Genomic DNA, 15,056 nt, shown 5'->3' on the forward strand with positions numbered 1-15,056 from the left:
TCAACTCCGCCCAGCGGCACCCGGGCCCCGCGGCTGCCAGTGGGCCACGGCCAGCACGCCCAAGCCCAGCAGCAAGGCGCCGGCGGCGTAGTGGCCGAAGCGTGCCAGCCACGGCAACAGGGCGTCGCCCAGCCAGGCGCCGAGCAGCAGCGCCGAGCCCACCCACAGCGCCGAGCCGGCCACCGAATATTTCAGGAAGCGGCCAAACGGCGTGGCCTGGCTGCCCGCGGCCAGGGTGACCCAGGCGCCGGCGCCGGGCACGAACTTGGCCAGCAGCAGTGCCTGGGCGCTGACCCGGCGTGGGGTACCCCGCGGCGCACCGAACAGGCGGCCGCGGGCGCGCTGAATCCACCCGGCGTAGCGCCGCGCGGCCCAGTACCAACTGGCGTCGGCCAGGGTACAGGCCAACACCCCCAGGCCCCAGAGTGCGGCAAACAGGGCTGGGTCACGCAGCGCCAGGGCGCCGCTGACCACCAGCGTCGGGTAGGCGGGCAGGGGCAGGCCGAGCTGTTCGAGCAGTACATTGAGAAACACCAGAAGCACGGCGCCGGTGTTGTCCAGAGGTTGCAGGCTGTCCATGGCGGGATACCGGCGGTGGGTGGCGATGGGGCTATGATCCCCGCGCCCCTGCCGCGGTACCACTTACGATGGCTGATAGTGATTATCAGCGCCGCGCTTAGCCGGCGAGGTGCTTCCAGGCCTTGTTGGCCTCAGCGGCCAGTTCGCGGGTGTCGATGCCGATCAGCAGCCCGCCGCGCTTGATCACCCGGCCGTCGGCGATCACCGTGTCGACGTCACTCGGGCTGGCCGCCTGCACCACCGCGGCGGCGGGGTCGGTGAGCGGCAGCAAGCCCAGGCGGCGGCTGTCGATCAGCACCAGGTCGGCGCGCTTGCCGGGGGTGATCGAGCCCACCTTGCCGCCCAGCCCCAGGCTGTCGGCGCCGCCCTGGGTCATCCAGTACAGCACCTGCTGTGGGCTCAGGGCCATTTCATCCTCGGCCAGGCCGGTGGCCAGGCCCAGAGTGGCCTGCATCACCTGGTAAGGGTTGGCATTACCGGCGAGGGTCAGCGTGTCGATGCCCAGGCTCAGCGGCACCTTGGCCGCGAGCAGCCGCGGCAGCGGTGCCAGGCCATAGCCCACGCGCAGTTCGGTGAGCGGCGTGAGGCACAGGCTGGCGCCGCTTCCAGCCACCGCGCGGAGGTCTTCATCGCTAAGGTGGGTGCCGTGCACCAACTGCACGTCGGCGCCCAGGCCATTGGCCTGGGCTAATTGCTGCAGGCCCTGCTTGGCCTGGGCCTGGGCGGTCACGCCGATGTGGGTCGAGATCGGCAACCGGTGCTGGCGGGCGAAGGCCCATTCGGCCTGCCAGATGCCCGCCGGGGTGCGCTCCGGGCCGCGCGCGGCGAGGCCGAAATCCAGCAAGCCGTTGGCCTGGCCCAGGCGCCGTTCGAGGTCGGCGTAGTCCATCGGCGCATCGGCGGGTAAATCCTGCCGGTAGCCGTACCAGAAGCGCCCGCGCAGGCCGCTTTCGGCCATGGCGTTGAGTTCGGCGCTGGCGTGTTCCGGGCTGCGCAGGTTATGCGCCCAGTTGTTCACCGTGGTGATCCCGGCCTCGGCGGCCTGGGCCAGGCCGATGCGCACGCCAAGGTAGCTCAGCGCCGGGGTAAAGCGCTGGCTCACCGCCGCCATGGCCTTGAAGTACGGCTGGCGCTCGGCGGTGGGCGCGTAGTTGCGCAGGCCGCTGTTCCATAAATGCCAGTGGGCATCGACCAGCCCGGGAATCAGCAACATGCCACGGGCGTCGATGATCTGCGCCCCCGCGGCGCTGTGGTGGGCGGCCACCGCGATGATCTGGCCGTCGCGTACTTCCACATCGCCCTGGCTGAGGGTACCGAGGCGGGCATCCATGGTCAGCAGCGTGGCGTTGCGGATCAACAAGTGCGGGCGCACCCCGGTGGCGGTGGCCGGGTGCACCCGGGCGCTGGCGCCGCCACTGGCGAGCAGCGCGCCGAGCCAGGCGGCGCCCTTGAGCAGGTGGCGGCGGTCGAAGGAGCAGGGCGTACGCATACAAGGCTCTCCCATCGGGCGTTGAGGTGGGCTTCGGCGTTGGAGGCAGCGCGCGCGGCGATGGTTCCGGGCGCAGCGGCGCGCTGACCGCTTGTCGGCTCGCCAAGCGCAACCTGCGAATTAAACGCCTCAGGTGTTGACGAACCCCATAAGTGAGGCAGCAAACCTTCAAATGCAAAAAATCAGGAAATAAATCAAATGGCTGGCGCAATCTTCAAAGAAACGGAATTACTGGGTGGCATCCACGAGGCGCGCCGGGTACTGGTGGTCGAAGACGAGCCGATCATCCGCGAATTCGTGTGCGAATTGCTGGCCGGCGAAGGCTATGAGGCCGAAGCCTGCGAAAACGCGGACCTGGCCATGGCCAGCCTGCTGGACCACGCCGACCGCTTCAACCTGATGATCACCGACATCCGCATGCCGGGCTCGATCGACGGCGCCGAATTGACCAACCGCGTGCTCAGCCAATGGCCGAACATCCCGGTGATCGTGATGAGCGGCCACGAAACCCCGGAAACCGCCGGGATTGCCAACCAGGTGGCGTTCTTGCCCAAACCCTGGAGCATTGGCCAACTGATCGACAGCGTGAACAAGGTGACCTGCGAGCCGGCCCGCCACTGAGCCGGGTTATTCGCGGGCGCGCATGAAAAAGCCCGCGACGTACTTGCAGAACGTGTCGATGCTTTTGAAATCCGCCAGGCGCTTGAAGGTGTCTGACTGGGGTTCCGGCCCCCGTGGCTGGCCCAGCAGCGAAACGGCCAGCACCCGGTCGCCGGCGGCGCTGAGCAGCAGTTCGTCTTCCCCATGCCCCCCCAGCACGGGCCGGCGCAAGGTGACCTGAACACCTTTGCCGGCCATCCACTCGATTAGCCGGACCAACGCATGCAGTGGCTCGCGCTCTTCGGCGCGGAACACCGGGAACAAGTGCTGGCGCGACAGCACCGGCAGGCTGGCGATGTGGATCAGTTCATAAAACTGGCTGCCCGGCACCGCCGGTGAATACAGCGCCATCGCCAGCAGCGGCCCGCCACTGTGGGCGCCACCCCAGAGGCTGTGGTGGCCCTGGAAGTCGAAGCCGGCGCTGCTGCGCTCACTGTACACCTTACGCCCACGCACTTCGTTCACGCAGTCGAGCAGCAGCCCATGGCGGCGGTGCCGGCCAAAGGCGCTAGAGGCCTGCAGCCGCGCCTTGAGCATCATCAGGTGTTTCATGTCCAGGCGGGTTTCGAGGTAGTGGCTGGCCGGTACCCGTTCGATCAGCGGGTAGCGCGCCGCGACGTCGCGCAGGGCGGAAAATTGCTCCGTCAGGCTGCGCTTGTGGCTGGGCACGAAGGTGTTCAGGCCCGCGGCCTCGAGCCAGGTGAGCAACAGGTTGAGTAGCATCGCGCGGTGTTTGCCGCGTTCCGGGTCGTTGAAGTCGGCCAGCAGCTTGAGCGGTGCGTCTGGCGCCAGCCAAGCCGCCGGCAAGGAGGGCTCGCCGCCTTCCTCGGCGCGGGCCTGGTGGGCGAACGGGCATTGTGCGGCGTGGTCGGGGGTGCCCGGGTTGTTTTTCAGGAACAGCGTGCCGGTGTGGCCGTTGAGGGTGACGTTGAGCATCGGCCAGGCGCCGGCCTGGCAATCGCAGGCCAGCCAGTGCCCGGCGGCGCGTACGCCGAGCAGCCATTGGTTGGCCTGCAATTGTTCACGGCCCTGCAGGCGCGCCAGGGCAAAGCCTTCGAGCAGCGCTTGCTCGGCGGCGGTGAGGCTGCGCAGCAGTGCGCCGTGTTTGTCGACCAGGCGCATCACCATGCTCGGGCCTCCACGCAGTGGGTTGATAAGGGCTGTATCTATATACAGTCGGCGCGCTAAAAATGCAAACCCGCCCCGGCGCAACCCGGCCAAGGCGGCCATACTGCCCCGGTACCCCATGTTGTAAAGGAGGCCCCCATGCCTGATCGCCCGCAGGTAGAAGCGTTTTTCGACTCGGTTACCTCGACCTTCAGCTATCTGGTGCTCGACCCCGCCACGGGTGACTGCGCGCTGATCGACAGCGTGCTGGACTATGAACCGCGCTCGGCGCGCACCGGCACCGAGTCGGCCGACCGCCTGGCCGCGCGGGTGCGCGAGCTGGGCGCCACCGTGCGCTGGATTCTCGACACCCACGTGCACGCCGACCACCTCTCGGCAGCGTTGTACCTCAAGGGCGAGGTGGGCGGGCAGGTCGGTATCGGCCAGGGTGTGTGCCAGGTGCAGGCGGTGTTTGCCCATTGGTTCGACCTGGGCCGCTACCCGGCCGGCAGCGGCCAACCCTTCGACCTGCTGCTCGACGACGGCGCCACCCTGGCGCTGGGCAACCTGGCCCTGCGGGTGCTGCACACCCCCGGGCACACCCCGGCCTGCGTGACCTACGTGCTGGAAGTGGGCGGCGAGCCCTGCGCGGCGTTTGTTGGCGACACCCTGTTCAGCCCGGACTACGGCACCGCCCGCTGTGACTTCCCGGGCGGCGATGCAGGCCAGTTGTACCGCTCGATCCAGCGCATCCTAGCGTTGCCGCCGGCCACCGCGCTGTACCTGTGCCACGACTACCAACCCGAAGGCCGCCCGCTGCAGTGGGTGCACAGCGTGGCCGAACACCGCCAGGCCAACCTGCATGTGCATGAGGGCAGTGACGAGGCGAGTTTCGTGGCGATGCGCAAGGCCCGCGATGCCGGGCTCGAACTGCCGCTGCTGATGCTGCCGGCGGTGCAGTTGAACCTGCACGCGGGGCAGTTACCGGCAGCCGAAGCCGGTGGGGTGCGTTATTTGAAGATCCCGATGAATGTGTTTTGACCGGCCCTTCGCCCGGCACAGCCGGCCTCCCACGGGTTATGTATTGCCTGGTAAATCATGGGCTTACACAAATCTGGTGGGAGGCCGGCAACCCCTACAACACCACCCGATCCGGCGGCACTTCCCCTCGCAACCCCGCCAGCAGGTTTTCCACCGCGCAGGCCGCCATCGCCTCGCGGGTTTCATGGGTGGCCGAGCCGATGTGCGGGGTGGGCACCACGTTGGCCATCGTCAACAAGGGTGAATCCGGCGCCACCGGCTCCTGGCTGAACACATCCAGCCCGGCGCCGCGCAAGCGGCCGCCGCGCAGCGCATCGATGAGCGCCGCTTCGTCCAGCACCGGGCCGCGGGCGATGTTCACCAGGATCGCCCCCGGCTTCATCAGCCCCAGCTCGCGGGCGCCGATCAGGCCTTCGGTGGCGGCGGTGAGGGGCACCGTCAGGCACACGAAATCACTCTCGCGCAGCAGTTCATCCAGGCTGCAATGGCGCGCGCCAAAGCGCGCGTCGACCTCCGGCTTGGCGCTGTGGGTGTGGTACAGCACCGGCATGTCGAAGCCGAAATGCCCGCGCTGGGCGAGGGCCTGGCCAATGCGGCCCATGCCAACGATACCCAGGGTTTTGTGGTGCACATCGGTGCCGAATTCGCTGGGGCCGACGCTTTCCTTCCACTGCCCGGCGCGCACCTTGGCGGCCAGCTCCACCACCCGCCGGGCGGTGGCCATCAGCAGGGCAAAGCCGGTATCGGCGGTGGTGTCGGTGAGTACATTGGGCGTGTGGGTCAGGGTCACGCCACGGCGCTTGAAGGCTGCCAGGTCGTACTTGTCGACCCCCACCGACACGCTGGCCACCACCTCCAGTTGGGGCGCCAGTGCCAGTAGTTCATCCCCCACCCGCAGGCTGGCGCCGAGCAGGCCATGGGCGCTGGGCAGGGCCTGCAGCAAGCGCGCCTGGCCCTCGGGGCTTTTCGGGTCTTCGATGTAGGTCACCTCGGTGGCCGCTTCGAGCTGGGCGAGCAGGGCCGGCGAGAGGCTTTTATAGAGCACCACGTGCTTTTTCATGGGCGGTCCTTATACGTGTGCGTGGCGCGCGCGGCGCTCAGCAGAGGGGGCGGGTTCACGGTGTTTGCGCAGGCCCAGGATGAGCAGTGCCGAAGCCAGCAAGGCGCCGCTCATCAGCAGGTACGACGCGCTCAAGCTGCCGGTGGTGCCGTTGAGGTAGCCGACCAGGTAAGCCCCGGCGAACGAGCCCAGCGCGCCCATGCTGTTGATCAGCGCCATGGCGCCACCGGCCACGTTGCCTGGGAGGATTTCCGGCACGATCGCGAAGAACGGCCCGTAGGGCGCATACATGCAGGCGCCGGCGATCACCAGCAGCGCGTACGACCACCAGAAGTGCGTGGTGCCCAGCGCGTAGGAGAGGTAGAACGCCACCGCGGCCAGCAGCAGCGGCGGCCACACAAAGGCTTTGCGCGCTTGCAGTTTGTCTGAGCCCCAGGAGCACACCAGCATGCCCACCGCCGCGGCCAGGTACGGCAGCGATGACAACCAGCCGGCCTCGACCATGTCCATCTGCTGGCCCTGCTTGAGGATCGACGGCAGCCAGATCACGAAGCCGTACACGCCGATGCTCCAGCAGAAGTATTGCAGCGACAGCAGGATCACCTTCGGCGAACGGAACGCTTCGGCGTAGTTCTTCACCGGCTTGATGCCTTTTTGTTCCTCCCGCAGCGCGTGCTCCAGGTCAGCCTTTTGCTGCGCACTGAGCCAGCCGGCCTGGGCCGGGCGGTCATCGGCCAGGCGCCACCAGACGAACGCCCAGATGATCGCCGGCAGGCCCTCGATAATGAACATCCAGCGCCAACTGAAGTGGTACACCAGGTAGCCCGACACCACCGACATCCACAGCATCGTCACCGGGTTGCCGAGGATCAGAAAAGTGTTGGCCCGCGAGCGCTCGGCCTTGGTGAACCAGTGGCACAAATACACCAGCATGGCCGGCATCACCACCGCCTCGACCACCCCAAGCAAGAAGCGGATGGCGATCAGCCAATAGGCGTTGGAGACCACCCCGGTCAGGCTGGCCAGCGCGCCCCAGACGATCAGGCTGGCGAAAATCAGCTTCTTCACGCTCTGGCGTTCGGCGTACAAGGCGCCCGGCACCTGGAAGAAAAAGTAACCCAGAAAGAACAACGCCCCGAGCAACGAGCTCATGCCCGGGGTGATATGCAGGTCGTCGGCCATCCCGGAGGCGGCGGCGAAGCCGTAGTTGGCGCGGTCCAGGTAGGCCAGGCTGTAGGTGATGAACACCACTGGCATCAGGAACCACCAGCGTTTGGCGGCGAGTTTGAGTGCGGTCATGGCGGGTACCTCACAGGGCTTTATTGTTATCACTCGGTTGACGGCGCGCGCCTCAGGCGGTTCGCGCCCATTCGGCGGCTTGCAGGGCGGCGCGGGTCGGCAAGCCTTCGCTGTCGCCCACGCTTTGCACGGCCAGGCTGCCGACCCAGTTGCCGCGCCGGGTGGCCTCGGCAAAGCCCTGGCCCTCCAGCAAGGCGCTGATCAGCCCGACGGCAAAGCCATCGCCCGCGCCCACGGTGTCGACCACCTCGGCCACCGCGAAGCCCGGCACCGTGGCCTCGGCATGGGCGGTGCGAAAGTACGCGCCTTCCGGGCCCAGCTTGATCACTACCGCGTCCACGCCCTTGTCGAGGTAGAACGCGGCGATGTCGGCCGGCTCGCGCTGGCCGCTCAGCAGGCGGCCCTCGGCCAGCCCCGGCAGCACCCAGTGGGCCTTGGCCGCCAGGGCGTTGATGCTGTCGATCATCACCTGCTCGCTGGGCCACAGGCTGGGCCGCAGGTTAGGGTCGAATGACACGCTGCGGCCCAGTTGGCGCATGCGCTCCATCAAGTGCGTGGCCAGCGCGTGGGCGCTGGCCGAGAGCGCCGGCGGGATGCCGGTGGCATGCAGGTGGCGGGCCTCGAGCAGGCCCTCGGCGACATCGCTCACGCTCAGGTGGCTGGCCGCCGAGTTGCGCCGGAAGTACTCCACCGCCGGGTCGCGGCCATCGGCCTCGCGGCCCTTGAGCTGAAAGCCGGTGGGGTGGTGGGGGCACACCGCCACGTGGCTGCAGTCCAGGCCCTCGGCACGCAGCGTGTCGACCACGAAGCGGCCGAACGAATCGTTGCCCACCCGGCTCAGCCAGGCCACGTTGAAGCCCAGCCGCGCCAGGCCGATGGCGACGTTACTGTCGGCCCCGGCGATACGCTTGTGAAAGTCCCGCGCGGCGGCCAGGTCGCCACATTCGTTGGCCACGAACATGGCCATGGTCTCGCCGAACGACAACACATCCAGTGCGCTCATGCTCAGGCCTCCTGTGCCACGGCCAACGGCTGGCCCAGCGCGGCCAGGCGCGCCACCTCGGCGCGGGTCAGCGCCAGTAGGTCGTCGCCTTGCAGCGGGTATTCGATGGCGCGCAACTGGGCATTGGGCATGCGCTGCAACAGGCGCGGCCATTGGTTCAGCTCGATCAGGCTGGGCGCCACCGCCACCAGCTTTCCGCTGCTGGCCAGGCGCACGCCCTTGCAGTGCACGTAGCGCACGTACTGGCCCAGCTGCGCCGCGGCGCCCAGCGCCGACTGCGCCTGCCATTGCCAGTTGCCAATGTCGAAGGTCATTGCCACCGGCACCTGGCGCACCCCCGCGGCAGTGAAAAACTGCACCAGCGGCTCGACCCGGCCGCCCTGGGCGGTCTGGTCGTTTTCCACCAGCAGTTGCACCGGCTGCTCGGCCAGCAAGGCCGCCAGGGCCTTGAGGTCGGCATTGGGGGTGTAGTGGCCGAGCGACACCTTCAACCATTGGGCGCCGCAGGCCTGGGCCTGGGCCAGGGTGTGCGCCAAGGCCAGCGCCGGCGCGTTGCTGCCGGCCTGCCACAGCTCCAGCGGCGAGGAGTACACGCAACCCAGGCCCAGCGCGGCAATGGCTTGGCCCAGGGCCGGCAGGTTGGGCGCCTCGGGCAGGAGTTCTTCGCGCACTTCGAAGGTGCTGGCGCCGGCGCGGGCGGCCAGCTCGGCAAAGGGCTGATGGCCCTGCTGGCGGATCAGGTCGGCGCCGAAGCTGGAGGCGCTGATGGAAACGGGGGTGAGCGACATTGTTATTGTTCCTCTGAAACCGGTTTCATTTGTAGATACGACGGTGCGCCGCGCGGGGGAGTTCCCCGGTGGCGCCTACGTTCGGTCGGGCGTGGAGCCGCGCACGATCAGCGCGGCCGGCAGGTTCACGCTGCGCGGTGGGCATTGCTCGCCCTGCAGCCGTTGCAACAGGCAGGCAAACGCCTGTTCGCCAATCGCCTGGGTGGGTTGCGCCAACGCGGTGATCCCGGCACCCACCAGCGGGTACCAGTCGAGGTCGTCCAGGGCCAGCAGGCCCACCTCATCGAACAGCCCCAGGCCTTGCTCGCGCAGCGCCAGGGTGGTGGCCAGCGCCGCCACGCCGTTGGCGCAAAACACCGCGTGCGGGCCCTCGCCCTGGGCGCGCCAGGCGGCCAGGCGCGGGCCCAGTTGCTCGCCGGTTTCGAGCACCTGGCCACGCAGCCCGGGGTGGGCCGCCAGCCACTGCTCGAAGGCTGCCGCGCGCTCGCGGCGGGAACTGGTGTTCTGCACCGGCTCACTGACCAACAGCAACTCGCGGTAGCCGCGCGCGGCCAGGTGCTCCAGCGCCAGGCCGACCGCCTCGGTGTTGGCCAAGCCCACCAGGTCAGTGCCCAGGCCGTCGACCTTGCGGTCGACCAGCACGATCGGCAGCTCATGCTGCAGCTCGCGCAACTGCGCCACATGCTGGCCCAGGGTGTTCACGATCAAGCCTTCGACGTTGTACGAGCGCAGCGCCGCCAGCTGGCGGTTTTCCTGTTCGGGGTCGCGGTCGGTGTTGCACACCACCAGGCTGTAGCCGTGCTGCCGGCAGGCGGTTTCGACGCCGTGCATCACCGCGATGGAGTAGGGGTTGCGGATGTCTGCCACGAGCATGCCGATCAGCCGCGTACGGCCGTGCTTGAGCGCGCGGGCCATTTGGTTGGGGCGGTAGCCCAGGGTGGCGATGGCCTGCTCGATGCGCTGGGCGATCGCCTCGCTGAGCAGCCCGCGGCCCTCGCCGATAAAGCGCGACACACTGGCCTTGGACACGCCGGCATGGCGGGCGACGTCTTCCATGGTCACGCGGGAAGGGGGCAGGGCGTTGCTGCTCATGGGGGCCTGTTCCTTGTTGTGGCTGTTGTGTACGCCAGGCGGGCGTTGAAAACGGTTTCAGGAAAGCGTATTTGCGGGTTGGGCGTCAAGAGGGGCTTTGCTGGGGGGCGTGAAAGGCTTGCAATAGAAGGGTTGAGAGTTGAAGTAAAAATTCCTACAGAGGCTTCGGAATCGTCTTATTTCGTGGCGGTGGGGGGATGGTTAAGCTCGGTTCCGGGGTGAGTGGCTGGCCTTAAAGGATCGGGATAGAAACATCCCTAACCTTGGTGGTCGCGTTGAAGCTAATAAGGTGGGAGGGTGAGCGTTGGCAATGGACCCGAATGATGGGCATGAGATGGATGTGCCGCCTGTACTCGAACCGACGTGGGGGGCGCTCCTCTGGGATACGGTCAAATTGGGAGCGACGGGCCTGGCGGTATGCCTGGTGGCCATGCTGTTGTGTGCCTATGCACTGATGGCTGCGCTTTTTCACGGCCTCACATGGCTTGTACTGAAAGACCTGTTTTGGATGTTTCTCGTGTGATCAGTAGGTGGCGTGGGGCGCAACGTTCCGGCAGTCACGCGGCCAAGATGACCACTGGCAAGCACCGCCCACCTCACCGAACGCTAACCGCCAACAAACCGCCACAAAAAAACCACCTGGATCCCAACAGTTAGCGTCCCTTCGTCGGATACCGGCCCATTGCCGTCAACGAAACGGCGAACCCTGCGGTCTCACCACCTTCGCAGTGGACCGACACGTACGTTAAGGAGCACGGCATGACCCAGGTTTTCGACATTAGGGCCTACGGCGCCAAGGGCGATGGGGTTACGGACGACACGGCAGCGATCCAGAAGGCGATCAACGCCGCCAGTGCCGCCGGTGGCGGCCAGGTGGTGGTGCCCAAGGGCACGTTCATCGTGGCGGACGCCGATGGCGACGGCAGCGCGCTGGTGCTCAAAAGCGGCGTAGAACTCACGGGCAGTGGCGCCGCGCAGAGCACCCTGGCCCTGGCCGAGGGCGCCAAGGGCAAGCTGGCGTTGCTGGCGGTCACCTCCAGCAGCAGCCACGACCTGGGCGTGAGCAACCTCAACCTCGACGGCAACGCTGCTGCCAGCAGCGCCACGGTGACCGGCGTGCGCGTGCAGGGCAGCAACGTCACCCTCGACGGCGTGAGCGTGCGCGATGCCAGCGCGGTGGGCATCGATGCCAGCCAGGACGCCAGTGGGCTGGTGCTGCGCAACAACCTGGCCGAGCACAACGGCCTGGATGGCTTCGCCCTCGGCGCGTTGGTCAATGCCACCGTGCAAGACAACCGCGCCGTCGATAACGGCCGCCATGGCTTCGACGTGGCCGTGGGCAGCAAGGCGCTGACCCTGGCCGACAACGACGCCCAAGGCAACGCCGGCGACGGCCTGTACCTGCACAGCAATGGCGGCGGCAACGGTTTTATCAACGTGATCGGCGGTGAGCTGCAGGGCAATGGCGGCGACGGCGTGCGCGTGCGCGGCGTCGAGTACGGCGGGGTGAACCGCGTCACCGCCCACGATAACCAGGGCTCGGCGGTGGAGCTGCAAGGCAGCAGCTACGTCAATGTGGCGTCCAACGAGCTGTACGGCAATGCCCTCGGCGGCAGCGCGGCGGAGGTGAGCATCCGCGCCGTGGACGGCCAGCCGGCGGTGCAGAACCTGGTCTACGACAACCTCATCACCGGCAGCGCGCAGTCCACCTACGGCGTGGCCGAGATCGACGGCCAGGTCAGCGGCACGCTGGCCTTTGGCAACGTGATCAACGGCACCCAGTTGGGCGACCTGCAGGTGACCAGCGCCGGCAGCCAGGTGAACAACAACCCGGCCGGGTTGATCGTGCAGGGCACCGCGGCGGCAGACACCCTCGACGGTGGGCGCTGGAGCGAACTGCTGATGGGCGGCGCCGGCAACGACCAACTGGCCGGGGGTGGCGGCGACGATGTGCTGGTCGGCGGCGCCGGCGCGGATGCACTCAGCGGCGGCAGCGGCAACGATGTGTTCCGCTTCGACCGGGTCAGCGACAGCTATGCCGGCGGCCACAGCGACCTGATCAGCGACTTCGACGTGGCCCACGACACCCTCGACGCCGCCAGCCTCGGCTACGGCCAACTGGGCGACGGCCACGGCGGCACCTTGCGCCTGCGCTATGACAGCTTGGCCAACGTCACCTACCTCGAAAGCCTCGACGCCGGCAGCAATGGCCAGCGCTTCCAGGTGGGGCTCAGCGGGGACTACCGCGGCAGCTTCAGCGACAGCAACCTGCAGCCGCTGGTCAGCGGCACCTCCCACGCCGATGTGCTGGCCGGCAGCGGCGCCGACGAAACCTTCAAGGCCGGTGCCGGCCGCGACAGCGTCGACGGCGGCGCTGGCGATGACCGGCTGATCGGCGGTGCCGGTGGCGACACCCTCACCGGTGGCGCCGGCGCCGACACCTTCGTCTACACCCAGCGCAGCGACAGCTACCGCAACGATGCCAGCAATAGCTACGCCGGGCGTGACCTGATCACCGACTTCAACGGCAACGCCCACGACACCATCGATGTGTCTGCCCTGGGCTATACCGGCCTGGGCAACGGCTACGATGGCACCCTCAAGGTGGTGCTGAACCAGGCCGGCGATGCCACCGCGTTGAAGTCCCTCGAGCCCGACGCCAACGGCAACCGCTTCGAAATCCTCCTGGCCGGCGACCACACCAACGAGCTCAACGCCTACAGCGTGCTGTTCGCGCCAGCGCCGGGGGCGACAGAGGTGAGCTCGTCGCAGCCGCTGACGTCGCTGCACCTCAGCGGCGGCGCCGAGGCCAACAGCCTTTACGGCGACTGGGGCAACGATTACCTCAGCGGCGGCGCCGGCAACGACACCCTTGACGGCAATGCCGGCGACGACGTACTGGTCGGCGGCCTGGGCGCCGACACCCTGACCGGCGGCGCCGGCAGCGACCGCTTCGTGTTCCAGAGCAGTGCCGACAGCTACGTGGGCAGCGCCGATGTGATCACCGACTTTACCGTGGGCGTGGACACACTCGACGTCGCGGCGCTGGGCTTCACCGGCCTGGGCAACGGCCGTGATGGCACGCTGAGCCTGGCCTACAATGCAGGCAGCGACCGCACCTACCTGCGCAGCAACGAGGCGGGTGCCGACGGCCACCGCTTTCAGGTGACCCTGGCGGGGGACTACACGCAAACCCTGAGCGAGGCAGACCTGGTGTTGGCCGATGCGGCGGAGGTGGCGGTGGTGGGGCACGGGGCGCCGGAGCATACTGGGTAGGGCACTTGGTCGGCCGAAACGTTTAAGTGATCCAACCCGGCACCACAATTGCACCCTTTAGCGCGGTGAACGCCGCCGCGCCGGTCCCTTGGCGGATGTTCATCTTCGCCAGGGAACAGCCACCCTGGTGGCAGCGTCTAGTACAGTAAGGCCCCAATGATCGTGGAGAGCGCTTGTGATCCCTAACGCAGAATTGCGCCGTATCGTTGAAACCAGCTTCCGCCCCCTGGCCTGCAGCTGCCAGATGCACCCGGGCGGGACCATGACCGTGGAAGTGTGGGACCCCGCCACCGGGCAGGTCGACCTGCTGGCGGTGGGCGTGCCGATTGGCGAGCTGACCAGCGTGCGCGCGGTCAATAATCTGATCGCCGAACTGCGCAGCGAACTGAAAGCCAACCAGGAATGGTTCGAGCGCACCCACCCCCAGGACGGCAAACCCAGCAGCCTGCTGGGCGGTCAGGCCTGATCGGCGAGCAGCGCCAGCACCGCCTTGGTCACGTTCTGGCCCGCCAGCTCCTGCACACTGAACCAGCGGCAGTCGGCGATTTCATTCAGCGGCTGGGCCTGCTGGGTGGTATCCACCACGGTTTCGAACACATGATGGCGGGTGCGCGCCAACTCGCGCAGGGTCACGTAGCCGAGCATGGTCGGCGCCAGCCCGGTTTCTTCGCTCAACTCACGCAGCGCGGCTTGCGCCGGGGTCTCGTCGGCCTCGACCTTGCCGCCAGGCAGGTTCCACTTGGCGGTATGTTTGGCCTTGCGCACAAACAGGATTTTTTCATCCTGCCGGCAAATGATGGTTGCGCGTTGCTTGATCGGTTTTGCCATGTTCCACCGCCTAGCGCCTTTCGCTGAACGAAAAAAGCGCGGTTGTCATATTACTGTAACAAATGACAAGCAGGAACGATGCCAGTCGCCATCCTTGATCAGCGCCCCTGGCTCAACAGCTTGGGGATAGCCCCTTCGGCCTTGAGTGCATTGAACGCCGCTGTCACTCTGACAACCACGTCATCGGGTGTGTTCCGGCTCAGGGCGATATAAAGCCCCGCGGTGATTTCATCCAGCGAAAGCACCGGCTGGAATTGGTCGCACGGCACCTGCTCGAGGTCACATCGGCGTTGAATTTCCCGTGGGCTCATGGCGGCGATCTGCACTTGCCCGCAGAGCAGGCGGCGAAAGGTTTCGGCGTTGTTGACCGTTTCCACCAAACGGGTAAAGCCATTGGCCATTAAATAGTGCTCGCGGATGTCATCACGCACCACGGCGATGCTGTAGTCGCGCGCATCGGCCAGGTTGGCCACCTGGATCAACCCGCTGCTGCGCAGGCGGTACAGGGTGGGCACGGTCCGCTCGAACTCGCCGACCCAATGGAACGAGCCTTCCCGCGCCGGGGTGCGGATGATCGGGAAGATGATCACGTTGGGCTCACCCAGGGCTAGGTCATAGGCCCGCGCCCAGGGGTATACCGCTAGCTGGTAGTCGGCAAGGCCGGCGCGGGCCAGCACCGCCTTGACCACATTGACCGCCGGCCCGCGCACCTCGCCGTCTTGCATGAACGAGTACGACGACTCTTCGGTGACCCCGAGCAGGGGCGCACCGTTGGCCAGGGCCGGGGCGGCCAGCAGGGCACAGCACAGCCAGGCGAGAACTTGGCGCATAGCC

15 protein-coding genes are annotated in these 15,056 nt (G+C 67.3%); 5 read left to right on the forward strand and 10 right to left on the reverse strand.

The annotated features are described in order from the left end of the window. Together ACFZCE_RS04600 and ACFZCE_RS04605 are read right to left on the reverse strand one after the other, a co-directional pair. Positions 1–579: a DedA family protein gene (locus ACFZCE_RS04600; RefSeq protein ID WP_390936517.1), complete on the reverse strand. Its 579-nt coding sequence runs from the start codon at positions 577–579 to the stop codon at positions 1–3. A 97-nt stretch (positions 580–676) separates the two neighbouring features. Further along, positions 677–2,068, reverse strand: a complete 1,392-nt coding sequence (locus ACFZCE_RS04605; protein WP_390936518.1) for an amidohydrolase family protein — start codon at positions 2,066–2,068, stop codon at positions 677–679. Between the two features lie 198 nt (positions 2,069–2,266). Here ACFZCE_RS04605 and ACFZCE_RS04610 point away from each other — a divergent pair, with 198 nt between their 5' ends. Continuing rightward, positions 2,267–2,689 (forward strand): response regulator, encoded by a 423-nt coding sequence (locus ACFZCE_RS04610; RefSeq protein WP_390936520.1) that lies wholly within the window; start codon positions 2,267–2,269, stop codon positions 2,687–2,689. Between the two features lie 6 nt (positions 2,690–2,695). Here ACFZCE_RS04610 and ACFZCE_RS04615 read toward each other — a convergent pair whose 3' ends face one another. Further along, on the reverse strand, positions 2,696–3,850 hold the full coding sequence (locus tag ACFZCE_RS04615; protein ID WP_390937478.1) for a hypothetical protein: 1,155 nt from the start codon (positions 3,848–3,850) through the stop codon (positions 2,696–2,698). Positions 3,851–3,994: 144 nt separating this feature from the next. Here ACFZCE_RS04615 and ACFZCE_RS04620 point away from each other — a divergent pair, with 144 nt between their 5' ends. Next, the gene (locus tag ACFZCE_RS04620) at positions 3,995–4,876 is read left to right on the forward strand and encodes an MBL fold metallo-hydrolase (protein WP_390936522.1); all 882 of its coding nucleotides are present in this window, start codon (positions 3,995–3,997) and stop codon (positions 4,874–4,876) included. A 94-nt stretch (positions 4,877–4,970) separates the two neighbouring features. On the opposite strand, the gene ACFZCE_RS04625 is transcribed toward ACFZCE_RS04620, so the two are convergent. The 5 genes from ACFZCE_RS04625 to ACFZCE_RS04645 all read right to left on the reverse strand — a co-directional run bounded on the left by ACFZCE_RS04625 (position 4,971) and on the right by ACFZCE_RS04645 (position 10,118). Further along, positions 4,971–5,936, reverse strand: a complete 966-nt coding sequence (locus ACFZCE_RS04625; protein ID WP_390936524.1) for an NAD(P)-dependent oxidoreductase — start codon at positions 5,934–5,936, stop codon at positions 4,971–4,973. 9 nt (positions 5,937–5,945) lie between these two features. Continuing rightward, on the reverse strand, positions 5,946–7,235 hold the full coding sequence (locus tag ACFZCE_RS04630) for an MFS transporter (RefSeq protein ID WP_390936526.1): 1,290 nt from the start codon (positions 7,233–7,235) through the stop codon (positions 5,946–5,948). Positions 7,236–7,287: 52 nt separating this feature from the next. After that, complete coding sequence (locus ACFZCE_RS04635; protein ID WP_390936528.1) at positions 7,288–8,238, reverse strand: PfkB family carbohydrate kinase; 951 nt, start codon at positions 8,236–8,238, stop codon at positions 7,288–7,290. A 2-nt stretch (positions 8,239–8,240) separates the two neighbouring features. Then, positions 8,241–9,026, reverse strand: a complete 786-nt coding sequence (locus tag ACFZCE_RS04640; RefSeq protein ID WP_390936530.1) for a sugar phosphate isomerase/epimerase family protein — start codon at positions 9,024–9,026, stop codon at positions 8,241–8,243. Positions 9,027–9,101: 75 nt separating this feature from the next. After that, positions 9,102–10,118 (reverse strand): substrate-binding domain-containing protein, encoded by a 1,017-nt coding sequence (locus tag ACFZCE_RS04645; protein ID WP_390936532.1) that lies wholly within the window; start codon positions 10,116–10,118, stop codon positions 9,102–9,104. A gap of 310 nt (positions 10,119–10,428) precedes the next feature. On the opposite strand from ACFZCE_RS04645, the gene ACFZCE_RS04650 reads away from it, so the two are divergent. The 3 genes from ACFZCE_RS04650 to ACFZCE_RS04660 all read left to right on the forward strand — a co-directional run bounded on the left by ACFZCE_RS04650 (position 10,429) and on the right by ACFZCE_RS04660 (position 13,860). Beyond that, positions 10,429–10,641 carry a hypothetical protein gene (locus tag ACFZCE_RS04650; RefSeq protein WP_390936534.1) on the forward strand — a complete coding sequence of 71 codons (213 nt, stop codon included), beginning with the start codon at positions 10,429–10,431 and terminating at the stop codon, positions 10,639–10,641. Positions 10,642–10,877: 236 nt separating this feature from the next. Next, entirely contained in the window at positions 10,878–13,394 is a 2,517-nt protein-coding gene (locus tag ACFZCE_RS04655; RefSeq protein WP_390936535.1) for a M10 family metallopeptidase C-terminal domain-containing protein, read from the forward strand. A 175-nt stretch (positions 13,395–13,569) separates the two neighbouring features. Beyond that, positions 13,570–13,860 carry a DUF1652 domain-containing protein gene (locus tag ACFZCE_RS04660; protein WP_390936537.1) on the forward strand — a complete coding sequence of 97 codons (291 nt, stop codon included), beginning with the start codon at positions 13,570–13,572 and terminating at the stop codon, positions 13,858–13,860. Here ACFZCE_RS04660 and ACFZCE_RS04665 read toward each other — a convergent pair. After that, positions 13,851–14,222 (reverse strand): NUDIX domain-containing protein, encoded by a 372-nt coding sequence (locus tag ACFZCE_RS04665; RefSeq protein WP_390936538.1) that lies wholly within the window; start codon positions 14,220–14,222, stop codon positions 13,851–13,853. The genes ACFZCE_RS04660 and ACFZCE_RS04665 overlap by 10 nt on opposite strands. Before the next feature lie 98 nt (positions 14,223–14,320). Further along, the gene (locus ACFZCE_RS04670) at positions 14,321–15,052 is read right to left on the reverse strand and encodes a substrate-binding periplasmic protein (protein ID WP_390936540.1); all 732 of its coding nucleotides are present in this window, start codon (positions 15,050–15,052) and stop codon (positions 14,321–14,323) included. Between the last annotated feature and the right edge of the window lie 4 nt (positions 15,053–15,056).

The organism is Pseudomonas sp. NPDC007930, from assembly GCF_042958985.1.
Classification (GTDB): domain Bacteria; phylum Pseudomonadota; class Gammaproteobacteria; order Pseudomonadales; family Pseudomonadaceae; genus Aquipseudomonas.